Genomic DNA, 24,783 nt, shown 5'->3' on the forward strand with positions numbered 1-24,783 from the left:
TTATTTTCCTTCGAGGCTCAGCGCTTCGTTAACCAGCGCTTCTTGTTGGGCTTTGTGTTGGCTGGCCAGGCCCGTTGCGGGCGAGGCCGAGGTTGCGCGACCGACATAAGCCGGACGGGTATGTTTCGCGCCGATCCGGGAAAGAACCCATTCGATATTGGGCTCGATAAAGGTCCACGCGCCTTGGTTTTTGGGCTCTTCCTGACACCAGACCATTTCGGCATTCTTGAACCGTTCAAGCTCGTTGATCAGAGAATGCGCCGGGAAAGGATAGAACTGTTCGATCCGCATCAGGTAAATGTCGTCGATGCCGCGTGCATCGCGTTCCTCCAGCAGGTCGAAATAGACTTTGCCGGAACACATCACCACGCGCTTGATCTTGTCATCCGCCACCAGCTTGGTGTCGGAATTGCCCTTCTGTGCATCATCCCACAGTACCCGGTGGAAGCTGGAGCCGGTGGTGAAATCCTCGGCGGTGCTGACCGCCAGCTTGTGGCGCAGCAGTGATTTGGGCGTCACCAGGATCAGCGGTTTGCGGAACGTTCGATGCAGTTGGCGGCGCAGGATGTGGAAATAGTTCGCAGGCGTGGTGCAGTTCGCCACGATCCAGTTGTCCTGACCGCACATTTGCAGGAACCGCTCCAGCCTTGCCGACGAATGCTCGGGGCCTTGCCCCTCGAACCCGTGCGGCAGCAGACAGACCAGGCCGGACATCCGCAGCCATTTCGATTCACCCGAACTGATGAATTGGTCGAACATGATCTGCGCGCCGTTGGCGAAGTCCCCGAACTGGGCTTCCCAAAGAACAAGCGCATTTGGTTCGGCCAGCGAGTATCCGTATTCGAACCCGAGCACAGCATATTCGGACAACATCGAGTCAATCACTTCGTAATGCGACTGACCTGCGCGAATGTTGTTCAGCGGGTAGTACCGTTCTTCGGTTTCCTGATGAATGAACCCCGAATGGCGCTGGCTGAAGGTGCCGCGCGTGGCGTCCTGACCTGCCAGGCGTACCGGGTACCCTTCGGTCAGCAGGGATCCGAAAGCCAGCGCCTCACCAGTGGCCCAGTCAAAGCCTTTACCGGTTTCAAACATCTGTTTCTTGTGCTCAAGCAGACGACCAACCGTCTTGTGCATGGCAAATCCGCTTGGTGCGCGGGTAAGGGCATCGCCGATTTCGGCCATGGTTTCGGGCGTGATCGCCGTCTCGCCGCGCATGTATTCGTCTTTGTTCTTGTCAAGATGCGACCAGCGCCCATCCAGCCAATCGGCCTTGTTGGGTTTATAGTCCTTACCGGCCTCGAATTCGTCGTTCAGATGGGCCTGGAAGGCCGCTTTCATATCCTCGATCTCACCTTCGGGGATCAGGCCATCCTTGACCAGGCGTTCCGTGTACAGAGACAGCGTGGTCTTATGCGTCTTGATCTTCTTGTACATGATCGGGTTGGTGAACATGGGCTCGTCGCCCTCGTTGTGACCAAACCGGCGATAGCAGAAGATATCCAGAACCACGTCCTTGTGGAATTTCTGGCGGAACTCGGTCGCCACCTTGGCTGCATGAACAACCGCCTCGGGGTCATCCCCGTTCACGTGGAAGATCGGCGCCTCGACCATCAGCGCGATATCCGTTGGATACGGGCTGGAGCGTGAGAAATGCGGCGCGGTGGTAAAGCCGATCTGGTTGTTCACCACGATATGCATTGTCCCGCCGGTGCGATGCCCGCGCAGACCGCTCAGGCCAAATCCTTCGGCCACGACGCCCTGTCCGGCAAAGGCCGCATCCCCGTGCAGCAGAATGGCCATGACCTTGGTGCGGTCCGTGTCGCCCAACTGATCCTGCTTGGCGCGGACCTTGCCCAGAACCACAGGGTTCACCGCCTCAAGATGCGACGGGTTCGCAGTCAGCGACAGGTGCACGCTGTTGCCATCGAACTCGCGGTCGCTGGAAGCACCCAGATGGTATTTCACGTCGCCCGAACCATCCACGTCTTCAGGTTTGAAACTGCCGCCCTGAAATTCGTTGAAAATGGCGCGGTACGGTTTGCCCATCACGTTGGCCAGAATGTTCAAACGGCCCCGGTGCGGCATGCCGATGACGATGTCGCTCAGGCCCAGCGCGCCGCCGCGCTTGATGATCTGCTCCATCGCCGGAATAAGCGCCTCACCGCCATCGAGACCAAAGCGCTTGGTGCCCATGTACTTGACGTGCAGGAATTTCTCAAAGCCTTCGGCCTCGACCATCTTGTTCAGGATGGCTTTGCGGCCTTCCTTGGTGAACTGGATTTCCTTGCCATAGCCCTCAATGCGCTCTTTCAGCCATGCAGATTCTTCCGGGTTCGAGATATGCATGTATTGCAGCGCAAAAGTACCGCAATAGGTCCTCTTCACGATCTCGACGATCTGTCGCATCGAGGCGACCTGAAGCCCCAGAACGTTGTCGATAAAGATCGGGCGGTCCATGTCGGCATCGGTGAAGCCGTAGGTTTTGGGATCCAGTTCCGGATGATTGCTGGCCGCGCGCATGCCAAGGGGGTCAAGGTTGGCGGCCAGATGGCCCCGGATGCGGTAGGCCCGGATCAGCATCAGGGCGCGCAGGCTGTCCAACACCGCACGCTTGATCTGGTCATCGCTGACTTCGACACCTTTGTCGGCGGCCTTTTCCTTGATCTTCTTGCCTGCGGCCTTGGCGTCAATCTCGGCCCACTCACCGGTCAGCGCACCGGTCAGATCATCGGCCGGCATCGGAGGCCAGTCCGTGCGCGCCCACGAAGGCCCTTCGGCCTCACGCTGCACATCAGGCGCGGCGTCGCCCATGGACTTGAAGAACTCGACCCAGGCAGCGTCTACCGCACCGGGGTTCTTGGTGTACTGCGCATAAAGCTGTTCCAGGTATTCGGCGTTGTGCCCCTGCATGAAGCTCGAGGCGTGAAAGGCAGTATTGGGCGAGTGTTCGGTCATTGGGCTACCTCATGTGGGTTGGGACCGTATTGATTGGTGCCTGGCTGGCTGGGGCGGGTCAGCCACCACAGCACCAGGAGGGGCGACACCACCAGAACGATAAGTGTCGGGATGACGATCAGCAATGTTGCGCGGGTGAACAAAATGTCCAGAGTGCCACCATGCTGGAAATGAGAGGCGAGGCCGATGCCGAAGATCAGAACCGCAAAGGCCCCAAGGATCAGCAGGATCGGCAGCAAAGCATAAAGCCCGCTGCGCCCGGTATCATGCATCCGTCGCCACGCGACAGCCAGATGCGGGAAGAAAACGATCAGGCCGACGATGCTCTGCACCGGTTGCGAAGAAGTGGCGGTGATGGATTTGGACGTATCCGTCTCAGTCACAGTGACCTGAGTGAAGAACTGCCAGTCAATGATCCCGGCGATGATGTTCCAGATCACGATGAAGAGAAAGAAGAACCAGTATTCGGTCCGCGAGGCACGGCCTGAGAAGGTGAAGAACTTGGCGAAACAGGTGCGGATGGCGTCGGAGAAGGTCATCTTCATAACCCGCAAACTATGCTGGCGCGGTGATAGTCGCGCAGCCTGTCAACAAATGTCGGTTCCAAATCTGATACAACCGGCGTGTCTCCACAAAGCTGCCTGCCAAATGTAAACAATGCGCCCGAGGAAATTAGACTGGGGTCATAGGACACGATGTTCGGATCGCTTGGAAAATCGACCAAGACCACTCTGATCCCATCTGGTGCTTTTTCCTGAGCCAAGCGCTCTGGATATGACGCTGCCCATAAGAAAAGGGCCAAAATCCCACCCAGAAGGCAGCAGAAAAAACCTATGATCTTGAGAAATCTCATTTCGGATGTCCCGCCTGGCGGCAACGCCGGGCAGCGCCCGACCCTCCCCCCGGGAGGGCGCTTGCAGCACCCACCCAGGGTCGGGCGTTGTCCTCAGCGCCTTTGGAGGGCCGGATTTCCATTACCCAATCGCTTCCAGCACGGCCTCACCCAGCTGCGCCGGGCTTTCGGCCACGACGATACCGGCCGCGCGCATGGCTTCGATCTTGTCTTCGGCACCGCCCTTGCCACCAGCGACAATCGCGCCCGCGTGGCCCATACGGCGGCCCGGAGGGGCTGTGCGGCCAGCGATGAAACCGGCGGTCGGCTTCTTGCGGCCCTTCTTGGCTTCATCCGCCAGGAATTGCGCGGCTTCTTCTTCGGCCGAGCCGCCGATCTCACCGATCATGATGATCGACTCGGTCTCGTCATCCGCCAGGAACCATTCCAGAACGTCGATATGCTCGGTGCCTTTGATCGGGTCGCCGCCGATGCCCACGCAGGTGGACTGGCCCAGACCCACGTCGGTGGTCTGCTTGACGGCCTCATAGGTCAGGGTGCCCGAACGCGACACGACGCCGACCGAACCGCGCTTGTGGATGTGGCCGGGCATGATCCCGATCTTGCAGGCGTCGGGCGTGATGACACCGGGGCAGTTCGGGCCGATCAGACGCGACTTGCTGCCTTCCAGCGCGCGCTTCACCTTCATCATGTCCAGAACCGGGATGCCTTCGGTGATGCAGACGATCACTTCCATCTCGGCATCAATCGCTTCGAGGATCGAGTCAGCCGCAAAAGGCGGCGGCACGTAGATCACGCTGGCGTTGGCTTCGGTCACGTGCTTGGCCTCGTGGACCGAGTTGAACACGGGCAGGCCCAGATGCTCCATCCCGCCTTTGCCGGGGGTGACGCCGCCGACCATCTTGGTGCCATAGGCAATGGCCTGTTCGCTGTGGAATGTACCCTGCGAGCCGGTAAAGCCCTGACAGATCACTTTGGTGTTTTCGTCGATGAGGACTGCCATTTTGTCCCTTTCTCTAGGCGGTGTTGGATTGATTGGGTTCGGTCGCCGGCAGAACCTGCGGCGCATAGGTAATTTTCTCGAGCGTGGCGCGTCCCAGCGCCAGATTGGCCGTCGTGCGCAGGCCGCTGCTGATTTCAGCGATGCCGCGCCTGACTTTTTGCCGGATCAGGGGCCAGCCTGTTGGCCGCGCGCGCGGTGCACCCATATTGTATTCGCCGGGCGCTTCGTTGCCCTGTTCGACCATGGCCGGGATCACCTGATAGATGTTGATCTGACGCGCCGCCGGCGAGGCGGACGGGTTGAACAACAAACCATCCAGCGTGATGTCAAAGGGTTTCTGCGCTAGAAAGTGCCGGGCCGCTTCGCGTGTCAGCGCATAAGCTGCACCACCGGGATGGCGCGAGCGCATCAGGCGCAATTCCCGCCCCAGATGGGGCAGCCGCTTGCGCCCAAGGGCCACGTAAAGCTTCGTGCTGCGCCAGCGTTCGAACCGCACGATGTCGGCATCCTCTGGCCACCATGATGCATCATTCAACCAGTCTGCCAATTCCGGTGTCAGAAACACATCATCCTCAAGGATCAAGGCCTGTTCCGCCCCCGAGGCGATCAGCGCCTCCCACGCTTTGGCATGGCTGAGGGTGCAGGCCATGTCCTTGGTGTGGAAATAGCCCCAAGGTCCTTCCGCCCGGCATTCGCGCAGGAAATCCTCACGGGTGGCGGCGTCGCAATCAACAGCATTGACGCGCGTCGCGGACAGGCCTGCCTTTTGCAGCTCCTGCTTCATCAAACGTGCCCGCCCTGTGGCGCGTTCAAGACCTATGAGGAAAATGGGGATGGTCATGGGTTCAGTTCAGTTTCCAGTCAGATCAGGCAGTCCGCATCCGGTGCAATCTGTTTTGCGAGCCGATAAAGCCCTGACAGATCACTTTGGTATTTCCGTCAATGAGGACTGCCATTTGGCGTTCTCCTTTATTGGATTTCTGTGGGCAGCGCCTATCCGTCGAAAATCAGCGACGGGACTCTTCCCTGTGGAACTGGTTGAGAAATCAGAAACACGTTGCTTGTCGTGCTTCCCATGTCTTTTGCGTCGTGTGTAAGAAGGCTGCCGTTTGGAAGCTGGATAGCGTATTCGAACCTTTCGGATGGAAACTCTTTTTCCGTTCCAGAACCTACCGATGAGCGAGCTGCATTCAGAATAGCATCTCCAACGACTGACGAGGGCTCGGAACTAACTGCTCTAACACCGCAGACTTCAACGTCAGATGCACCTGGTAGATTCTGAAGCCCGACAAAAACCTTGCTGTTCGGCACTACGTATACAGTATGAATATTGCCTAGGTTCTCTGATGGTTTCAGTGATGCGGCGCGAGCGTTAGTCTGAAAGCGATCGAAGCCGGGCAAACTCTCAAGGCATGTGCTTGAGAATGCTTTGGCTGCTTGTTGCGCAACGCTTCCTCCAGAAGAAAGCCTTGAAGGGCTTTCAACACATGCAGAAAGCAAAGCGCTCGCGGCCAATAATCCCGGCAATAGGCTTATACGACGGGCTGTGTTCACCCCTTAACCGCCTTCACGATCTTTTCGGCGCCGTCCTTCAGGTTGTCCGCCGCGATCACGTCCAGGCCAGAGGTGTTGATGATCTCTTTGCCCTTCTCGACATTCGTGCCTTCCAAACGGACGACCAGCGGTACTTTCAGGCCAACTTCTTTCACAGCGGCCACAACGCCCTCGGCGATGACGTCACAGCGCATGATGCCGCCGAAGATGTTGACCAGAATGCCTTTGACCTGCGGGTCCGAGGTGATGATCTTGAACGCTTCGGTCACTTTCTCTTTGGTCGCGCCGCCACCCACGTCGAGGAAGTTGGCAGGCTCAGCCCCGTACAGCTTGATGATGTCCATCGTCGCCATCGCCAGACCGGCACCGTTGACCATGCAGCCGATCTCACCATCCAGTGCGATGTAGTTCAGGTCGTACTTGGAGGCTTCCAGTTCCTTGGGGTCTTCCTCGGTCGTGTCGCGCAGTTCGGCGATGTCCGGGTGGCGGTAGACCGCGTTGCCGTCAAAGCCGACCTTGGCGTCCAGCACCTTGAGATCGCCGCTGTCCGAGACGATCAGCGGGTTGATCTCCAGCATCTCCATGTCCTTCTCGACGAAGGCTTGATAGAGCTGACCCATCAGTTTGACGCATTGCTTGACTTGCGGGCCTTCCAGACCCAGCGAGAAGGCGATGCGGCGACCGTGATACGGCATGTAACCGGTGGCCGGATCGACCGAGAAGGACAGGATTTTCTCGGGCGTCGCTGCGGCCACTTCTTCGATGTCCATGCCGCCCTCGGTCGAACAGACGAAGGAAATGCGGCTGGTCTGGCGGTCCACCAGCAGGGCCAGGTACAGTTCACGCTCGATGCCCGAGCCTGCTTCGATATAGATGCGGTTGACCTGCTTGCCTGCCGGACCGGTCTGATGCGTGACCAGTGTACGGCCCAGCATCTTTTTGGCTTCTTCAGCGGCTTCTTCAACCGATTTGGTCAGACGAACACCGCCTTTTTCACCGGCGTCGGCCTCTTTGAACGAACCCTTGCCGCGACCACCTGCGTGGATCTGTGCTTTGACAACCCAAAGCGGGCCGTCCAGCTCACCTGCTGCGGTTTTGGCTTCTTCGGCGCGCAACACGGCGCGACCATCGGACACCGGTGCGCCATAGCTGCGAAGGAGGGCTTTGGCCTGATATTCGTGAATGTTCATCGAAACTGTCCCGTCTGACTGCGTTTAATCGTTATAGGGGTGTCTAGCGGGCAAGTTTAAAGGGTTTTTTGATGCTCGATGGGTTTTTAGCGAAGATTTTCGCTATTTGTGATCACAGTATTTTAGGGTGTGATCACAAACTTTCCGATGTGGCAAAACGATTCGAAAAAACGGCGCAGCATAAGAAAATCATATTCGAAAAAAGGGATTTGCGGCGTTTGCGCCAACATTTGCGACCGGGGCATGCGCGGGCCAAACGAAAACCGGCCCTGAAACGGGCCGGTCTCAAACTCGGATTGTATGGCTGACTTATGCCAGCGAGCTGTCGATGCCCTTACAGGCGTCGATCAGGCCCTTCACGGCGTTCACAGAGTTGTCGAACCCTGCCTGCTCGTCTTCGTTCAGCTTGATGTCAACGATGCGCTCGACACCACCAGCACCGATGACGGTCGGAACGCCGACATAGAGCCCATCTACGCCCAGCTCGCCGTTGCAGTAGGCCGCGCATGGCAGAACGCGTTTCTGGTCTTTCAGATAGGCCTCGGCCATTTCGATCGCCGACGTGGCAGGCGCGTAATAGGCAGAACCGGTCTTCAACAGGCCAACGATTTCCGCGCCGCCGTCACGAGTGCGCTGCACGATGGCGTCCAGTTTCTCTTGCGTGGTCCAGCCCATCTCGACCAGATCAGGCAGCGGAATACCGGCAACGGTCGAGTAGCGTACCGACGGCACCATGGTGTCGCCGTGGCCGCCCAGCACGAACGCGGTGACGTCGCGCATCGAAACGTTGAACTCTTCCGACAGGAAATGTGCAAAGCGGGCCGAGTCCAGCACCCCTGCCATGCCACAGACCTTGTTGTGCGGAAGGCCCGAGAATTCGCGCAGGGCCCAGACCATGGCGTCCAGCGGGTTGGTGATGCAGATCACGAACGCATCGGGTGCGTGGGCAGCGATGCCTTCACCGACCGACTTCATGACTTTCAGGTTGATGCCCAGCAGATCATCGCGGCTCATGCCCGGCTTGCGGGCCACACCTGCGGTCACGATGCATACATCCGCACCGGCGATATCGGCATAGTCGCTGGTGCCTTTCATCGAGGCGTCGAACCCTTCCGAAGGGCCGGATTCCGCGATGTCGAGCGCCTTGCCCTGCGGCAGTCCGTCTGCGATGTCAAACAGGACAACGTCACCCAGTTCTTTGACAGCTGCGAGATGTGCAAGCGTGCCGCCGATGTTCCCCGCGCCGATCAGCGCAATCTTGGGTCTGGCCATTTGGAATTTCTCCATATCCGGTCGGTATTGAAATCGCGGTTGTGCTAGTCGTTAAAACGTCAATAGGCAAGAGTTCTGCGACGTGGCATACAACCGCATACTGTTTGCAGGCCCTGCTTTGATTGCGCTAAACGGCCTTTGACACAAGCCAAAACCGGGACTGTCACATGTTCGAGCTGAACCTGATGTTTTTTGCCGTGGCGATCCCTGCCGTGATCTTTGCCGGCATTTCAAAGGGCGGTTTCGGTTCCGGCGTGGCTTTTGCGTCTTCGTCGATTCTGGCCTTGATCCTGACACCCGGGCAGGCTTTGGCCTTGATGCTGCCGATTCTGATGGTGATCGACGTGGCCACATTGGGTCCTTATTGGAGACGGTGGAGCTGGCCGGATTCACGTCTGCTGATTCTGGGCGCGGTGCCCGGCGTGGCGATGGGAGCATGGCTTTATCGTGCAACGGATGATGATCTGCTGCGCCTGCTGATCGGTGGAATCTCTGTCGGGTTCGTGATTTGGCACATGGCGCAATCGCAAGGTTGGGTGCGGGGGTTTGCCAGGCGACTGCCGCCGTCTTCTGGTTTGTTTGCCGGGCTGGTCGCGGGTTTCACAAGCTTCGTCAGCCACGCCGGCGGCCCCCCGGCGGCTGTCTATCTTTTGTCGCAACGGCTGACCAAAACCGAGTTTCAGGCCAGCACGGTATTGGTTTTCTGGGTGATCAATATCGCGAAATTCGTACCCTACGCTTATCTGGGCATGTTCACATGGCAGACGTTGTGGGCGGACTTGTTGCTGACACCCTTTGCGATCCTGGGGGCATGGCTGGGCGTTCGGGCGCATTTCATGTTGTCCGAACGCCTGTTCTTCGGGCTCGCCTATGTGCTGCTGACACTCACCGGCAGCAAACTGATCTGGGACGCGCTTACCTGATCAGGCATTGGGGGGTAGCGCCTCGGCCACCTCTTCAAAAGCCTGACCGGAAGCCACAAGGCAGGTGATCCCGTTGGGCAAAGTCACCGTGATCGTCCAACTGCCGGTTTCGCCCGAGGCAAAAAGCTCCATCACAGCGCCTTTCCGGGCCAGTCCCAAACCCCTGCGCGTTTCACCATAGGCCTCGTGCAAGCGCTCCAGCACAGCTTCTCTGGGCGCACAGTTTTGACCCTGAGCGTGCACATGTTGCGCGGCCAGGACCATGATCCCAAGCCCCATCGTCATCTTGAACACCGTCTTTTGCATCCCGTACCCTTTTTTGATTCCAACTGCCGATCAGGGTGGGTGGCAAGGGACGAAATCCGGTTAAGGGAACGCACGTTGCGTCGGGTTTGCTGCAGTGCGGCGATTTTATGCTTGAACTTTCCTGCAAAAAATGCCCCATTCCGCGCAACTTTATTTCAATGGGAGTGGTCCATGGATCCTCGTCAGCGCCCCTATCGTTCGGTTCTCTACATTCCCGGTTCGAAGGACCGGGCCCTGGACAAGGCCCGTTCTTTGCCTGTGGATGCGATCATCTTCGATCTGGAAGATGCAGTTGCAGCGGACGAAAAAGAAAACGCACGCGAAACGCTGAAAGGGGCCTTGGCCGCCGGGGGGTATGGGGCACGGGTCAAGATCGTCCGGATCAATGGGCTGGATACCGAATGGGGGCGTGCCGACGCCGAGGCGGTGCGCGACATGGATGCCGATGCTGTCCTGTTACCCAAGGTGAATGCGGCGGCTGACGTGGATGCACTGGCGGCGATCACCGGAGAAATGCCGATCTGGGCCATGATGGAAACACCGCGCGGAATGCTGAACGCCGCCGAAATCGCCGCGCATCCGTTGATGGCCGGGTTCGTGATGGGCACAAACGATCTGGCCAAAGAACTGCAAACCCGTTTTCGTCCCGATCGCTTGCCGATGATGACTTCGCTGGGTCTGTGCCTGTTGGCCGCCAAGGCCGAAGGGCTGATCATCATCGATGGCGTTTACAACGCATTCAAGGATGCCGAGGGTCTGGCCGCCGAGTGTGCGCAGGGTCGCGACATGGGCTTTGATGGCAAAACACTGATCCATCCGGCCCAGGTCGATGTGGCCAACACGGCCTTCGCGCCATCGGATGACGAAATCGATCTGGCCCGCCGCCAAATCTCGGCATTCGAAGAGACCGAAGCGCAAGGACAGGGTGTTGCCGTCGTGGATGGCAAGATCGTTGAAAATCTGCACGTTGCAACGGCCCGCGAAATTCTGGCAAAAGCAGAGGCGATTTCAGCTTTGCAAGCGGGGTAAGCCAGCATGGGCTTTTTTCTTCTGATCTTGGGCGTGGCACTGTGGTGGGCGGCGCATCTGTTCAAACGTGTGGCGCCTGAACGCCGCGCCGCTATGGGCGACGGGGGCAAGGGGGCAGTTGCCCTGGCGCTGGTCGCGTCGATCCTGCTGATGGTGTTCGGCTATCGCATGACCGACTTCATCTATGTCTGGGCGCCGCCGACCTTCCTGATTCACGTCAACAATCTGTTGGTCCTTGTCGCGATCTACATGATGAGCCCAGCGGGCACCAAAGGTCGGGTGCTGAACAAGTTTCGCCATCCGATGCTGGGTGGGTTCAAGCTGTGGGCCTTTGCGCATTTGCTGGTGAACGGAGATCTGGCCTCGATCATCCTGTTCGGCGGTCTTCTGGCATGGGCCGTGGTGGAAGTCATTGTAATCAACAAGTCCGAACCCGACTGGACGCCGGGTGAGCCCGGTACTTACGGCAAGGATGCGATGTTCTTTGTGGCCTCGATCGTTCTGCTGGGGATTATCGGATATATCCACGGCCTGGTCGGTCCGTCTCCGTTCGGCTCATGAGGACCTGACTCCATGGCGAAACTCTATCGTTTGTTGACCGAAGAAGACACGTCAGCCTTCTGCCACAAGGTGTCGGATGCGCTGGCAAAGGGATGGGAGCTGTATGGCGGCCCGTCCTATGCCTTTGACTCAGCCAGCAACGTAATGCGGTGTGCGCAGGCCGTGACAAAAGAGGTCGAAGCCGACTATTCCCCCGACATGAAACTGGGACAACAGTAATGGTAAAAACAAATCCGGGCCGATTTTTCGAGGATTATTCCGTAGGGCAGGTATTGCAACACGCCGTGCCACGCACAGTGACCGAGGGCGAACGCGGTTTGTATCACGCGCTTTATCCCGCACGCCACGCTCTTTATTCCTCGGACGAATTTGCCCGGGATTGTGGTTTGCCGGAAAGTCCGCTTGATGATCTGGCCGCGTTTCATCTGGTGTTCGGCAAGACAGTACCGGATGTTTCGCTGAACGCGGTTGCCAATCTTGGCTACGGCGAAGGCCGATGGCTGAAGCCTGTCTATGCCGGTGATACTCTGCGATCCGTGTCCGAGGTGATCGGGCTCAAGCAGAACTCCAACGGGAAAACGGGTGTGGTTTGGGTCCGTACCCGTGGATTGAACCAATTGGACGAAGTGGTCATCGAATATGTCCGTTGGGTCATGGTGCGCAAAGCAGACGTGAATGCGCCTGCGCCCGAAACGGTTGTTCCCGAATTGAAGAAGGCATTGACACCTCAGGATCTGATCGTGCCCGAAGGTCTCGATTTCTCGAATTACGATTTCGCGTTGGCCGGCGAAGCGCATCGTTGGGGCGATTATGAAATCGGTGAGAAAATCGACCACGTGGACGGCGTCACCGTGGAAGAGGCCGAGCATATGCTGGCCACCCGGCTTTGGCAGAACACCGCCAAGGTGCATTTCGATCTGACGTTCCGCCCGGAAGGCAGGTTAATCTATGGCGGGCACGTGATCTCGATGGCGCGGACCTTGTCGTTCAATGGACTTGCGAACGCGCAGATGATTGTTGGCCTGAATGGCGGCGCGCATGCCAACCCCTGTTTCGCGGGTGACACGATCAAGGCCTGGTCCGAAGTCCTGGATAAAGCGGAAACCGGTGTTCCCGGCGTGGGTGCGATCCGTCTGCGCCTGGTGGCGACAAAGGGTGGCGATCCGTTCGTGTTGAAGACTGACGAGGGCCGGTATTTGCCCGATGTGCTTCTGGACCTCGATTATTGGGCACTCATGCCGCAGTAAGAGAACTGACGGTAATGTGAGCCATTTGCGTGCAAGCCGTGCTAGGCTTGCACCATGCATCTTCTGCGCGCGATACTAGCCAGTATTTGTCTGGCCCCGTCGGCTCAGGCCTGCGATCTGGCATTGGCCCTGGCGGTTGACGTTTCCGGCTCGGTCGACAGCAACGAGTACCGCATCCAGATGGACGGGCTGGCCGCCGGTCTGCGCGACCCGATCGTGTCCGAGGCGCTGGTGCGGGGTCAGGCGCAGTTGATGCTGGTGCAATGGACCGGGTCATCGCGCCAGCAGGTCACGATCCCCTGGACCCGTATCGACAGTTTCGCGGCGTTGGATAGTTTCGCCGATCAGGTTGCCGCAGATCCACGCATCTGGCGGAATTTCTCGACGGCGATAGGTGAGGCGTTGCACACGGCGCTGGACGCTTTTGATTCCGTTTCCGATTGCAAGCGACATCTGATCGATCTGTCGGGGGACGGCGTATCCAATGAAGGGGTCGAACCAACGCAGGTTCATGCCGCTCTGCGCAACCGCGGCATTGTCGTCAATGCGTTGGCCATCGAAGAAAGTGAACCGGATCTGACGGCCTATTTCTTCGAGAATGTCATCGTGGGCGAGGGCGCTTTTGTGGTTTCGGCCTCGGGCTTCGCGGACTATCCGGAACGAATTCGCAAAAAACTGCTGCGCGAAGTGACGCAGCAAACGGCGGGCCTGAAATGACAGTCAGGAGATTCGTGATCACATGCCTTTGATCTTGAAATCGCTAACATTGATGACGGGGGATGTGAAATGTGATCACGACAATATTTTGTGTGATCACATACCTGAATAATCCGCCAATTTGCACTGAATTTAGTGGTTTTTGCACCCGCAGCACGTGACAGTGTCGCAAAAACCAGTAAAACGTTCGGTAGCCAACCGAAAAGGAGCCGCCATGGCCGATGTAAATCGGGGCAACCGCCCACTTTCGCCGCACCTGTCGATCTATCGTCCACAGCTGACGTCGGTCACATCCATCCTGACACGCATCACCGGAAACGCGCTTCTACTGGCGGCGCTGTTGATCGTCTGGTGGTTTCTGGCCGCAGCAACGTCGCCCGAGGCCTTCGCCGTTGCGAACGGAGTGATTACTTCGGTGCTTGGCGACCTGGTGATGGCTCTGTCCGTTTGGGGTCTTTGGTATCACACGCTGGCCGGTGTGCGGCACCTGATCTGGGACAATGCGGTTGGTCTGGACCTTCCCACAGCGACAAAGCTGGGCTGGGCGGTTGTCATCGGATCGGTCGTTCTGACCCTTCTGACCCTTGTCATCGTCGCGTGATTGGAGGCCTGACATGCGTTATCTGACCGACCGCAAACGCGCCGCTGGCCTTGGCTCGGCGAAATCCGGCACAGCCCATTTCTGGGCGATGAAAGTCAGCTCGGTGGCTCTGCTGATCCTTGTGCCTTTGTTTGTCTTCACCTTCGGCCCGGTTCTGGGTCAGCCGTTTGACGTGGTGCTCGAGTATTACTCGCGGCCTTTCCCAGCCATCGTGGCAGCATTGACGCTGGCGGTTGGCTTCAAACACTTCGCAGACGGTGCGCAGGTGATGCTTGAGGACTATGTTCACGGCACGCTTGAAAAGGTCCTGATCATCTTGGTGACCTGCCTGTCCTACGGTGCGGCTGCGGCCGGCATCTTCGCCATCGCGCGCATTGCCCTTTAATTCCCGGAGCTGAAAGAAATGGCTGCATACGAATACGAAACGCATGAATATGACGTGGTCGTTGTCGGCGCCGGTGGGGCCGGTCTGCGGGCGACATTGGGTATGGCGGAACAAGGCCTGCGTACGGCCTGCGTGACCAAGGTTTTCCCAACCCGTTCCCACACCGTGGCCGCGCAGGGTGGCATTGCCGCATCGCTGTCAAACATGGGCCCCGACCATTGGCAGTGGCACATGTACGACACCGTCAAGGGCTCGGACTGGTTGGGCGATACCGACGCGATGGAGTATCTCGCGCGGGAGGCACCCAAGGCAGTCTACGAGCTGGAGCATTATGGCGTGCCGTTCAGCCGGACGGAAGAGGGCAAGATTTACCAGCGCCCCTTCGGTGGGCACACCACTGAATTCGGAGAAGGTCCTGCGGTACAGCGCACCTGTGCAGCCGCCGACCGGACCGGCCACGCGATTTTGCATACGCTGTACGGGCAGTCTCTCAAGAACAACGCCGAGTTCTATATCGAATATTTCGCCATCGACCTGATCATGTCCGAGGACGGCCAGTGTCAGGGGGTCGTCTGCTGGAAGCTGGACGACGGCACCATGCATGTCTTCAACGCCAAGATGGTGGTTCTGGCGACCGGCGGCTATGGCCGCGCCTATTTCAGCGCCACCTCGGCCCATACCTGCACCGGCGATGGCGGCGGCATGGTGGCACGTGCTGGGCTGGCCTTGCAGGATATGGAATTCGTTCAGTTCCACCCCACCGGTATCTACGGGTCAGGCTGCCTGATCACCGAAGGTGCGCGCGGCGAGGGCGGTTACCTGACCAACTCGGAAGGCGAACGGTTCATGGAGCGCTATGCGCCCCAGTACAAGGACCTCGCGCCGCGCGACTACGTTTCGCGCTCGATGACCATGGAAATCCGCGAGGGACGTGGAGTAGGGGCCGAAGGAGATCACATTCACCTGAACCTCAGCCACTTGCCTGCCGAGGCTCTGGCGGAACGCCTGCCCGGCATCTCGGAAAGCGCAAAGATTTTCGCGGGTGTGGATGTCACCAAGGAACCGATCCCGGTACTGCCGACAGTGCATTACAACATGGGCGGTATCCCCACGAACTATTGGGGTGAGGTTCTGAACCCAACTGCCGACGATCCGACTGCGGTCGTTCCCGGTTTGATGGCCGTTGGCGAAGCCGGCTGTGCCTCGGTCCACGGTGCGAACCGACTGGGGTCGAACTCGCTGATTGACCTCGTGGTCTTTGGCCGGGCGGCAGCGATCCGGGCCGGCAAGGTAGTCGACGCCGAATCCGCCAACCCGGTTCTGAACCAGGCGTCGGTCGACAAGGCGTTTGACCGTTTTGATGCGGTGCGCAACGCCAGCGGCTCAATCCCAACCGCCGAACTGCGGCTTGAGATGCAAAAGACCATGCAGGCGGATGCGGCCGTGTTCCGAACCGCCAAGACCATGGCCGAAGGCGTCGAGAAGATGACAGCGATTGCCGCAAAGATGGACGACCTGAAGGTCACAGACCGTTCGTTGGTCTGGAACAGCGATCTGATGGAAACCCTTGAACTGACCAACCTGATGCCAAACGCGCTTGCCACCATCGTCGGTGCCGAGGCTCGCAAGGAATCCCGTGGGGCCCACGCGCATGAGGATTTCAGCGAGCGCGATGACAAAAACTGGCGCGTTCATACGGTCAGCCGGGTTGAGGGCAACAAGGTTGAGCTCAGCTACCGTCCGGTCATCGTTGATCCACTGACGACCGAAGAACAAGGCGGTATCAGCTTGCAGAAAATCGCGCCCAAAGCGCGGACGTTCTAAGGGCTGGTCAGGAACAGGGCGAGATGGCAGAGTTTTCTTCGACCGATTATTGGCAACGCCGATATGAGCACGGCAAGACCTCGGGTGCGGGGTCTTACGGGCGTCTTGCTGTCTACAAAGCGAATTTCATCAACACGATGGTCGAGATGGAAGGCGTGGACTCGGTTGTAGAATTGGGATCGGGCGACGGAAATCAGGCGCAATTGTTTGATATCCCGAAATATACCGGTTTGGATGTCTCGGACCTCTGCGTTCGGCGCTGCAACGAAGTTTTTCGATCCCGCCCCAATTGGGTGTTCAAAAACGCCGATTCCGAGGTTGAGCCGCATGACGTTTCTCTTTCGTTGGATGTCATTTATCATCTGACCGAGGACAGCGTTTTCGACAACTACATGCGGCGGCTCTTCGGGTTGGCACAGCGTTTTGTCGTTATCTATTCGTCGGATTTTGACCTGAACCCTTCCAACCAGCATGTGCGTCATCGCCCGTATTCCGCCTGGATAGAAGACTTCATGCCCGGCTGGCAGCTCTATTGTGAAGAAGAGAACCCGTTTGCCGTCAAAGGGCATGCCCATGCCTCAAAGAACAGCTTCGCCGCGTTCAAAGTGTTCGAGCGGAGATGAACGAGTGACTGGCGCAAGCACCATATCGACCCGGGAAGCCAAACAAGCCGCTTTTGATCCTGTCAAATACCGGTGGGGCGTTCAAAAAAGCGCAAGCCATGATGAAATCACAGGCGCATCGCGGCGTACGCTATGCTGGTGCTTGCAATGACGGTCGAGAAACTCCAATCCGGGCAAAGTGATCCCAAGATCATCCTGATCGGCTTGAACCGATGTGCGACGACCTCGTTTCACATGCTGTTTCAGAACAGCGGGATTCCTTCGGTGCATTGGGAAGATGACCAGGGTCTAAACCTTGCACATCGCATGGTAACCAATATTGCCATGGGGCGCAGACCGCTGGATGGGTTTGGTACAGTCCGGGCCTTCACTGATATCGCCTTCGTCAATTCGCGCTTCATGCTGGACGGCGCGCGGTTCTTTCGAGAGCTGCACGCGGCTTACCCGGACGCCTATTTCTTGCTGAACACGCGCAATCGCGATGACTGGATCGCATCACGTGCCAACCATTCCGGCGGTAGGTACCTTGAGCGATGCTGCAAGGCCAATGGACAGACGGCCGACCAGGTGAAGCGGGGCTGGGCGCATATGTATGACGTGCACCATTCCGAGGTCGAAGCTTTCTTTGACGACAACCCGCGCTTTCTGCGTTTTGATATCGACCGGGACGACCCGCAAAACCTTGCGGATTGGCTTTCTCCGGATTTCGACGTGAACATCGCCCATTGGGGGCATTATAACCGAGGGGCGTCTGAACGCGCCCGGACAGGCTGAAAGGCGGCCTTGTGCTGAATGGAGAATTGACATGGTTCAACTGACCCTGCCCAAGAATTCCCGGATTACCACCGGCAAGACCTGGCCAAAGCCGGACGGCGCCACGAACGTGCGCAAGTTCCAGATCTATCGTTGGAACCCCGATGACGGGCAGAACCCGCGTGTCGATACGTATTTCGTTGATATGGATACGTGCGGTCCGATGGTTCTGGACGCGCTGATCAAGATCAAGAACGAGATTGATCCGACCTTGACGTTCCGCCGGTCTTGCCGCGAAGGCATCTGTGGATCCTGCGCGATGAATATCGATGGGATCAACACGCTGGCCTGTATCTATGGTATGGATGAGATCAAGGGTGACGTGAAAATCTACCCGCTGCCGCATATGCCGGTGGTCAAGGACCTGATCCCTGATCTGACCCACTTCTATGCCCAGCACGCCTCGATCATGCCGTGGCTGGAAACCAAGACCAATCGCCCCGCGAAGGAATGGAAACAGTCCATCGAAGACCGCAAGAAACTGGACGGTCTTTATGAATGCGTGATGTGCGCCAGTTGCTCGACCTCATGCCCCAGCTACTGGTGGAACGGCGACCGCTATCTTGGCCCCGCGGCCTTGCTGCATGCCTATCGCTGGATCATCGACAGCCGGGATGAGGCGACGGGTGAACGTCTGGATGAGCTGGAAGATCCGTTCAAGCTCTACCGCTGTCACACAATCATGAACTGTGCCAAGACCTGTCCGAAAGGTCTGAACCCGGCCAAGGCGATTGCCGAGATCAAGAAGATGATGGTCGAGCGCGCAGTCTAACCACGGGCGCGATTTGCGGTTTTCGCATGTCCATCTTGCAAAATTAGGCGATGCAGCCCCGGCTGCATTGCCTTATTTTTTGGGCAGGGAGGAGTGATGAGTTTTAGTCAGGATCACTCCAATGAGCAAAGAAACATCCAAACGGAAAACCGACGCCCAAGAAGCGCTGGACCTGCTTGAACAGGCATGGGCCTATTACACGCCAGAACCTGCAAAGGCTGACAAGGAACCAGAGCTTTTCGAATACGCAAACGCTGCCTGATACGGGCGGCAAGACTTGAAAACCGACGGTTTATCGGCAAAGCAGAGGGATGCCTGTTCTTCTGCTTCTTCTGGCGACCGGCGTGTTTGCCTATTTCCTCTGGCGCTCGCGCCATTCCGGGCTGACACGTGATTGCAGGTGGCGGCAGGACAAGAGCCACGGCATCTGGCGGTGCAGCTTCTGCGGTGCCGAAATCACTGCGCTGGACCAACCATTGCGGTGTTTGCGGGCGCGTGATCCCTGAAAGATAGTGCTTTTCGCGGGCTGAATAATGCGCCACTCTGCCCGGCATGACCGTTTCAGAAAACACTGTCCACCCTCCCGAAGATGCCGAAGCCCGACGCGCGGTTGCCCCTGTCATCTGTTACCCGAACGAGGCATTGCCGCGACCGGATGTGCGCTGGATGAGGTCCCTTCGCGAACGCGCAAGCAAAACGGGCGAAGTGCTGGTGCCGCCACGTGATGCGCGTTGTTTCGAAGTGCCTGCCGGCCATTTCTTTCGCATCACTTCCGTCGAGGGGCCGCAGGTTGGCGATCTGAACCTGTGGAACCGAAACGACTTGTCGGAACGCTTCTATTCCGGAAAAACCCGGGCGCTGCATGGCACGCATCTGACCACCGGAGAGCGGATGTGGTCCAGTTTCCCGCATCTGCGCCCGATGGCCACGATTATTGAGGATACGCTTGAGTGGTACGGAATCGATCCCTATGGGGGGTCGGTTCATGACGTCATCGGCACGCGATGCGATCCGTATACGGGCAACCTTTTGTCCGGCACGCAATACCACCATTGCTGCCATTCCAACCTGACCCGCGCGCTTGCGGATCACCTCAATATTCCGCTGACTGAAGCCGAACCAGCGGTACACGACGTACTGAACGTTTTCATGTGTACCGGTTTCACCCGCGACACGGGTCAATACTTCATGAAAGCCTCACCCGTACGTCCCGGAGATTTTCTGGAGTTCTTTGCCGAGATTGATCTGCTGGGCAATCTCAGCGCCTGCCCGGGCGGGGATTGTTCGTCCGAGCATTCCTCGGACACAGCTGCGTGTTACCCCTTGCTGGTCGAGGTTTTTGCTCCGGCTAGAGGCGATTTGGAGGGGTGGGACAGCCCCGCGAGCAATGGTTATGATCGCTCGCACGGGCGTTAGGATCGGCAGGCACCAATATTCGGTACCTGCGCTTTGTCAGCTGTTCGGGAATGCGGCCTGAAGCGCGATCTCGACCATATCGCCAAAGCTGCTTTCACGTTCTGAGGATGGCAGAGCCTCTCCGGTCAACAGGTGATCGGAAACAGTCAGAACGGCCAAGGCGCGGCATTTGTGGCGCGCCGCCAAAATATAGAGTTCGGCCGCTTCCATTTCGACGCCCAGAATGCCGTGACGCACCATCTGTTCGTTGAGATCAGGGCGCTCGTCATAAAAGACATCTGACGAGTAAATTCCACCAACATGGGTCGGCGTTCCCTTGGCCGCGGCCGCTGTGGCGGCAGCTTGCAGCAGCCCCCAATCGGCGCAGGGCGCAAAGTTGAGCTCTTTCATGATGCCGCGCGACGGTGTGCTCAACGTGGTTGATGTCATGGCCAGAATAACGTCACGAATTTTGACGCTGTCCTGCATCCCCCCGCAGGATCCGATGCGGATCAGGGTTTTCGCACCGTAATCGCGGATCAACTCATTTACATAAATGGAAAGAGACGGCATTCCCATGCCGCTTCCCTGAATTGTTACGGGATTTCCCTTCCAGTTTCCGGTAAAGCCAAACATTCCGCGAACGTTATTGACCTGTTTGACATCGTCCAAAAACGTCTCGGCTGCCCATTTCGCCCGGTAGGGATCACCGGGCAAAAGAACGGTTTCAGCTATTTCGCCTTTTTCGGCGCCAATATGAATTGTCATTTTCAGAATCGCTCAGATTAGATTTCCAGATCAGAAATATCCACGCCTGCGGTCAGCGCGTCATGCACCCATTGAGGTTTGCGGCCGCGACCGGTCCAGGTTTGATCGGGGTTTTCCGGGTTGCGGTATTTAGCCTTTGTTTTTGTTGGCTTAACGCTGCGCGGCGCTTCTCCGGACAGTTCAGACAAAGAAAAGCCGAATTCTGCCGCAGCCTTTTCTGCGGCTTTCAAAGCTTCCTGACGTTCGCGTTTTTCTGCCCTGATCAAAGCTTTTTCAACGTCATTGCGCAAAGCCAAAAGGTCTTTGCGTGACATTTGCTCAAGATTGATCCCCATCATTCTTCTCCATCAGATAATAATTACGGTGCACATGAGCGCGCACCGTAATTCCAAATACCAGCTTATTCCATCCCGAATATTTCAGGGACGGAAACAGGAGAAAAAGTGCCTTAAACCTTGATTACTCTGCTGCGAGATTCCGAGGATCCGCCAGAGTAACAATATCGCCCATTATCGAATTGAGTTCGAAGTTTTTCGGGGTGTAGACCTTGGCCACACCCATGGATTTCAGTTTTTCGGCATCTTCGTCCGGAATAATGCCGCCCACCACGACTGGGATATGAGACAACCCCGCCTGCCGCAGACGTTCCATGACGTCTTTGACCAGTGGCAGGTGGCTGCCGGACAGGATCGACAGTCCAATGACATGCGCGTCATCTTCGCGGGCGGCCGCAACGATTTCTTCGGGTGTCAGGCGAATGCCCTCATAGCTGATGTCCATACCGCAATCGCGGGCACGGAAGGCAATCTGTTCGGCGCCGTTGGAATGGCCGTCCAGCCCGGGTTTGCCTACAAGGAACTTCAGACGCCGGCCCAGCTTGTCGCTGACGGCATCAACGGCGGCACGCAGGTCGTTCAACCCTTCGGTCTTGTTCGAAACAGACCCCGAAACACCGGTTGGGCCGCGATAGGTTCCGTAGACTTGACGCATCTCTTCGGCCCATTCGCCCGTCGTCGCGCCGGCCTTTGCGGCGGCAATGGACGGTTCCATGATGTTTGCCCCGGTCTGTGCCGCTTCGCGCAGCGCCGCCAGGGCGGCTGTTACGGCCGCTTCGTCCCGTTCTGCGCGCCACGTATTCAGGCGGTCGATCTGTTCTTGCTCCACGGCAGGATCAACAACCATGATGCCACCGTCTTCGGTTTGCAGGGGGGATGCCTCGCCTTCGATCCATTTGTTCACGCCGACGACGACGGTTTCATTGCGCTCGATCCGGTTCAGGCGTTCAGCGTTGGAATCCACAAGTCGGGATTTCATGTATTCGATCGAAGCGACTGCGCCGCCCATCGAATCCAGGTTAGCCAGTTCGGCCCGTGCGCCTTCTTTCAGCTCATTGACCTTGGCATCGACAGCGGGGTTGCCATCGAACAGGTCATCATATTCCAGCAGATCGGTCTCGTAGGCCAGAATCTGCTGCATCCGCATCGACCACTGCTGGTCCCACGGACGCGGCAGACCCAGCGCCTCGTTCCAGGCGGGCAACTGCACTGCACGGGCGCGTGCATTCTTCGACAGGGTTACGGCCAGCATCTCGATCAGGATGCGATAGACGTTGTTCTCGGGCTGCTGCTCGGTCAGACCCAGAGAGTTCACCTGCACGCCATACCGGAATCGACGGAATTTCGGATTTTCAACGCCATAGCGTTGTTGCAGGATCTCATCCCAAAGATCCACGAAGGCGCGCATCTTGCACATTTCGGTGACAAAGCGGATGCCAGCATTCACGAAAAAGGAAATCCGGCCGCAGAGCGCCGGGAAATCTTCGGCAGGTACACGTGGGCGCAATTCGTCCAGCACGGCGATGGCAGTGGCCAAGGCATAGGCCAGTTCCTGCTCTGGCGTCGCACCCGCCTCTTGCAGGTGATACGAGCACACGTTCATCGGGTTCCATTTCGGAACATTGGTATAGCAATACTCGGCCACGTCCGCGATCATCTTGAGCGACGGCTTGGGCGGGCAAACATAAGTGCCGCGGCTCAGGTATTCCTTGATCAGGTCGTTTTGAACGGTGCCCTGTAGTTTGGATACATCCGCGCCTTGCTCTTCCGCGACGGCGGTGTAAAGCGCCAAAAGCCATGGTGCAGTGGCGTTGATCGTCATCGAGGTGTTCATCTGTTCCAGGGGGATCTGGTCGAACAGAACCCGCATGTCACCCAGATGACAGACCGGCACACCCACCTTGCCGACTTCACCGCGCGCCAATGTGTGGTCGCTGTCATAGCCTGTTTGTGTCGGCAGATCGAAGGCCACGGACAGACCGGTTTGGCCTTTCGCAAGATTCCCCCGATAGAGCGCGTTCGAGGCTTTGGCCGTGGAATGACCGGCATAGGTTCGGATGAGCCAGGGGCGATCTTTCTGCGTCTGCGTCATAGCGGGGCCTCGCATTTCAGTGGGCAATAAAATTTCGTCTTGAGGTTCTAAAGCGCAATTTTCGGGACATGTCAATTCGCTGCGTTGCGGCATGCCGCAATTGTTCAGATTGTGGGTCAGTGTGATTGGTGGCAATGTGCGGCCATGACGCAAACCGTGGAACTTCCGCTTTGGCTTTTCGTGCTGATCGTGGTCTTTGCCATGGTCACTTTCGCATCGCATTTCCTGTTCCCATCTGTCCGCTGGTTTTTCCGCCGGAGGCTGGAACGCGCGGTGGCACGCCTGAACCAGCGCCTTCAGCGCCCGATCCAGCCTTTCAAGCTGGCGCGTCGACACGACATGATTCAGCGCTTGATTTATGATCCGCAGGTCGGTCAGGCGGTTCAGCAACATGCCCGCGAAACCGGTGTGCCCGAGGCTGTCGCCTCGGAGCAGGCGCGCCGCTATGCCCGTGAGATCGTGCCGTCCTTTTCGGCCTTCGCCTATTTCAGCTTTGCGATTCGACTGGCCCGGCTGCTGAGCAACACATTCTACGAGGTGCGGCTTAGCTACCAGGACGAAGAATCCGTCAGGAATATCGACCCTGAAGCAACGGTTGTCTTTGTCATGAACCACCGGAGCAACATGGATTACGTATTGGTCACGTATCTTGCAGCCCGACATTCTGCGCTGTCCTATGCTGTCGGAGAGTGGGCCCGGGTCTGGCCGCTCAGCCGATTGATCCGGGCGATGGGGGCTTACTTTATCCGGCGCAAGTCCGGCAGCGAACTCTATCGCCAGGTTCTGTCTACCTATGTGCGTCACGCAACCGAAGCCGGCGTAACTCAAGCCATGTTTCCAGAAGGCGGGCTGAGCCTGACCGGGGCCATTGCGCGCCCCAAGCTTGGACTGCTCAAATATATTATGGATGGAACGTCGCCACAGGGGCGCGATGTGGTGTTTGTTCCGGTGGCACTGAATTACGACCGTGTGTTGGAAGACACCATCCTGACCCGCGCGGCACTTGGCACTGAGCGGCGGTTTCGCGCGCGGATCGGTGTCATCACGCGTTGGATATTGAAACAGCTTTGGCGTCGTTTGATCGGCCGATACAAGCGGTTCGGTCTGGCGTCCGTCCGGTACGGCAGGCCGATCTCTCTGAAGGACTTCCGGGCTGAAGGCAGCGACGACGTGATGACGGATTTGGCCCGGGTGCTGATGCAGCGAATCCAGCATGCTATTCCGCTTGTGCCGGCACCAGCGGCCTGTTTGCTGGTACGCGACAACGGCCCGATGTCCGAAGAAGACGCTCTGTCACGAATTCAACAGATGATGGAGCGCGATGACCCGCAGACCAAGGACAATTCGCAGGCCATATCAAATGCTTTGGATCAACTGGTTGAACGCCGGATTCTGAACCGACAGGGGAACATGCTGTCCGTATCAGGTCAGCGCGGCGATCTTCTGGACTATTACGCCGCATCCGTCCCGGCGGATTCAGGCATCGGAGTTTCTGCATCCGCAAAATAACTTTCTGCAAGCGCTGGGTCATAAAATTACAATATGATGCCAAAAACGGTTGC

The 24,783-nt window shown here is 57.8% G+C and carries 28 protein-coding genes; 17 read left to right on the forward strand and 11 right to left on the reverse strand.

The features are described from left to right. From ACR0DJ_RS00725 to sucC, 6 genes are all read right to left on the reverse strand, one after another. Positions 1-2,958: a 2-oxoglutarate dehydrogenase E1 component gene (locus tag ACR0DJ_RS00725; RefSeq protein WP_480683570.1), complete on the reverse strand. Its 2,958-nt coding sequence runs from the start codon at positions 2,956-2,958 to the stop codon at positions 1-3. Then, complete coding sequence (locus ACR0DJ_RS00730) at positions 2,955-3,497, reverse strand: DUF805 domain-containing protein (RefSeq protein WP_170346355.1); 543 nt, start codon at positions 3,495-3,497, stop codon at positions 2,955-2,957. Before ACR0DJ_RS00730 ends, ACR0DJ_RS00725 begins: the two co-directional genes overlap by 4 nt. Before the next feature lie 2 nt (positions 3,498-3,499). Beyond that, entirely contained in the window at positions 3,500-3,811 is a 312-nt protein-coding gene (locus tag ACR0DJ_RS00735; RefSeq protein ID WP_170346356.1) for a hypothetical protein, read from the reverse strand. Positions 3,812-3,932: 121 nt separating this feature from the next. Next, positions 3,933-4,814, reverse strand: a complete 882-nt coding sequence (gene sucD, locus ACR0DJ_RS00740) for a succinate--CoA ligase subunit alpha (protein WP_170346357.1) — start codon at positions 4,812-4,814, stop codon at positions 3,933-3,935. A gap of 13 nt (positions 4,815-4,827) precedes the next feature. Then, positions 4,828-5,655, reverse strand: a complete 828-nt coding sequence (locus tag ACR0DJ_RS00745) for a glycosyltransferase family 25 protein (protein ID WP_170346358.1) — start codon at positions 5,653-5,655, stop codon at positions 4,828-4,830. A gap of 709 nt (positions 5,656-6,364) precedes the next feature. Further along, positions 6,365-7,558 carry an ADP-forming succinate--CoA ligase subunit beta gene (sucC, locus tag ACR0DJ_RS00750; RefSeq protein WP_152456830.1) on the reverse strand — a complete coding sequence of 398 codons (1,194 nt, stop codon included), beginning with the start codon at positions 7,556-7,558 and terminating at the stop codon, positions 6,365-6,367. Positions 7,559-7,629: 71 nt separating this feature from the next. On the opposite strand from sucC, the gene ACR0DJ_RS00755 reads away from it, so the two are divergent. Then, a complete protein-coding gene (locus ACR0DJ_RS00755) occupies positions 7,630-7,866 on the forward strand; it encodes a hypothetical protein (RefSeq protein WP_425078943.1) in 237 nt (78 codons plus the stop codon). A gap of 1 nt (position 7,867) precedes the next feature. Here the strand turns inward: ACR0DJ_RS00755 and mdh are convergent, their stop codons facing one another. Beyond that, on the reverse strand, positions 7,868-8,830 hold the full coding sequence (gene mdh, locus ACR0DJ_RS00760) for a malate dehydrogenase (protein WP_117870353.1): 963 nt from the start codon (positions 8,828-8,830) through the stop codon (positions 7,868-7,870). Between the two features lie 167 nt (positions 8,831-8,997). Between mdh and ACR0DJ_RS00765 the strand changes: the two genes are divergently transcribed. Further along, on the forward strand, positions 8,998-9,753 hold the full coding sequence (locus ACR0DJ_RS00765) for a sulfite exporter TauE/SafE family protein (RefSeq protein ID WP_257599953.1): 756 nt from the start codon (positions 8,998-9,000) through the stop codon (positions 9,751-9,753). Here the strand turns inward: ACR0DJ_RS00765 and ACR0DJ_RS00770 are convergent, their stop codons facing one another. After that, a complete protein-coding gene (locus ACR0DJ_RS00770; RefSeq protein WP_480683571.1) occupies positions 9,754-10,059 on the reverse strand; it encodes a hypothetical protein in 306 nt (101 codons plus the stop codon). Between the two features lie 171 nt (positions 10,060-10,230). Here ACR0DJ_RS00770 and ACR0DJ_RS00775 point away from each other — a divergent pair, with 171 nt between their 5' ends. The 14 genes from ACR0DJ_RS00775 (at position 10,231) to ACR0DJ_RS00840 (ending at position 20,047) form a co-directional block, all read left to right on the forward strand. Further along, entirely contained in the window at positions 10,231-11,088 is an 858-nt protein-coding gene (locus ACR0DJ_RS00775; RefSeq protein WP_480683572.1) for an HpcH/HpaI aldolase/citrate lyase family protein, read from the forward strand. A gap of 6 nt (positions 11,089-11,094) precedes the next feature. Next, on the forward strand, positions 11,095-11,649 hold the full coding sequence (locus ACR0DJ_RS00780; protein WP_171119697.1) for an NnrU family protein: 555 nt from the start codon (positions 11,095-11,097) through the stop codon (positions 11,647-11,649). 12 nt (positions 11,650-11,661) lie between these two features. Continuing rightward, on the forward strand, positions 11,662-11,868 hold the full coding sequence (locus ACR0DJ_RS00785) for a DUF1737 domain-containing protein (protein ID WP_425078941.1): 207 nt from the start codon (positions 11,662-11,664) through the stop codon (positions 11,866-11,868). Next, positions 11,868-12,896, forward strand: coding sequence for a MaoC family dehydratase (locus ACR0DJ_RS00790; RefSeq protein ID WP_425078940.1), 1,029 nt, complete (start codon positions 11,868-11,870; stop codon positions 12,894-12,896). Before ACR0DJ_RS00785 ends, ACR0DJ_RS00790 begins: the two co-directional genes overlap by 1 nt. Before the next feature lie 54 nt (positions 12,897-12,950). Next, positions 12,951-13,613, forward strand: a complete 663-nt coding sequence (locus ACR0DJ_RS00795; RefSeq protein ID WP_480683573.1) for a DUF1194 domain-containing protein — start codon at positions 12,951-12,953, stop codon at positions 13,611-13,613. A gap of 214 nt (positions 13,614-13,827) precedes the next feature. Next, the gene (gene sdhC / locus ACR0DJ_RS00800) at positions 13,828-14,214 is read left to right on the forward strand and encodes a succinate dehydrogenase, cytochrome b556 subunit (RefSeq protein WP_170346368.1); all 387 of its coding nucleotides are present in this window, start codon (positions 13,828-13,830) and stop codon (positions 14,212-14,214) included. Positions 14,215-14,227: 13 nt separating this feature from the next. Continuing rightward, positions 14,228-14,599 (forward strand): succinate dehydrogenase, hydrophobic membrane anchor protein, encoded by a 372-nt coding sequence (gene sdhD / locus ACR0DJ_RS00805; RefSeq protein ID WP_117870336.1) that lies wholly within the window; start codon positions 14,228-14,230, stop codon positions 14,597-14,599. 18 nt (positions 14,600-14,617) lie between these two features. Then, positions 14,618-16,423 carry a succinate dehydrogenase flavoprotein subunit gene (gene sdhA / locus ACR0DJ_RS00810; RefSeq protein WP_257599958.1) on the forward strand — a complete coding sequence of 602 codons (1,806 nt, stop codon included), beginning with the start codon at positions 14,618-14,620 and terminating at the stop codon, positions 16,421-16,423. Positions 16,424-16,446: 23 nt separating this feature from the next. Then, positions 16,447-17,046: a hypothetical protein gene (locus tag ACR0DJ_RS00815; protein ID WP_480683574.1), complete on the forward strand. Its 600-nt coding sequence runs from the start codon at positions 16,447-16,449 to the stop codon at positions 17,044-17,046. Positions 17,047-17,178: 132 nt separating this feature from the next. After that, positions 17,179-17,820: a sulfotransferase gene (locus ACR0DJ_RS00820; RefSeq protein WP_170346371.1), complete on the forward strand. Its 642-nt coding sequence runs from the start codon at positions 17,179-17,181 to the stop codon at positions 17,818-17,820. Between the two features lie 31 nt (positions 17,821-17,851). Further along, positions 17,852-18,631, forward strand: a complete 780-nt coding sequence (locus ACR0DJ_RS00825; protein ID WP_152456842.1) for a succinate dehydrogenase iron-sulfur subunit — start codon at positions 17,852-17,854, stop codon at positions 18,629-18,631. 121 nt (positions 18,632-18,752) lie between these two features. Beyond that, positions 18,753-18,893 (forward strand): hypothetical protein, encoded by a 141-nt coding sequence (locus tag ACR0DJ_RS00830; protein WP_170346373.1) that lies wholly within the window; start codon positions 18,753-18,755, stop codon positions 18,891-18,893. A gap of 49 nt (positions 18,894-18,942) precedes the next feature. Further along, a complete protein-coding gene (locus ACR0DJ_RS00835) occupies positions 18,943-19,137 on the forward strand; it encodes a hypothetical protein (RefSeq protein ID WP_170346374.1) in 195 nt (64 codons plus the stop codon). 46 nt (positions 19,138-19,183) lie between these two features. Further along, positions 19,184-20,047, forward strand: coding sequence for an urea carboxylase-associated family protein (locus tag ACR0DJ_RS00840; RefSeq protein ID WP_170346375.1), 864 nt, complete (start codon positions 19,184-19,186; stop codon positions 20,045-20,047). Positions 20,048-20,083: 36 nt separating this feature from the next. On the opposite strand, the gene deoD is transcribed toward ACR0DJ_RS00840, so the two are convergent. From deoD to ACR0DJ_RS00855, 3 genes are all read right to left on the reverse strand, one after another. Beyond that, on the reverse strand, positions 20,084-20,794 hold the full coding sequence (gene deoD, locus ACR0DJ_RS00845; protein ID WP_170346376.1) for a purine-nucleoside phosphorylase: 711 nt from the start codon (positions 20,792-20,794) through the stop codon (positions 20,084-20,086). Positions 20,795-20,811: 17 nt separating this feature from the next. After that, positions 20,812-21,129, reverse strand: coding sequence for an H-NS histone family protein (locus tag ACR0DJ_RS00850; RefSeq protein ID WP_170346377.1), 318 nt, complete (start codon positions 21,127-21,129; stop codon positions 20,812-20,814). A gap of 124 nt (positions 21,130-21,253) precedes the next feature. Next, positions 21,254-23,221 (reverse strand): methylmalonyl-CoA mutase family protein, encoded by a 1,968-nt coding sequence (locus ACR0DJ_RS00855; RefSeq protein ID WP_480683575.1) that lies wholly within the window; start codon positions 23,219-23,221, stop codon positions 21,254-21,256. A 144-nt stretch (positions 23,222-23,365) separates the two neighbouring features. Here ACR0DJ_RS00855 and ACR0DJ_RS00860 point away from each other — a divergent pair, with 144 nt between their 5' ends. After that, positions 23,366-24,730: a 1-acyl-sn-glycerol-3-phosphate acyltransferase gene (locus tag ACR0DJ_RS00860; protein ID WP_480683576.1), complete on the forward strand. Its 1,365-nt coding sequence runs from the start codon at positions 23,366-23,368 to the stop codon at positions 24,728-24,730. Positions 24,731-24,783 lie beyond the last annotated feature (53 nt).

This window comes from Ruegeria sp. BF10, assembly GCF_056538725.1.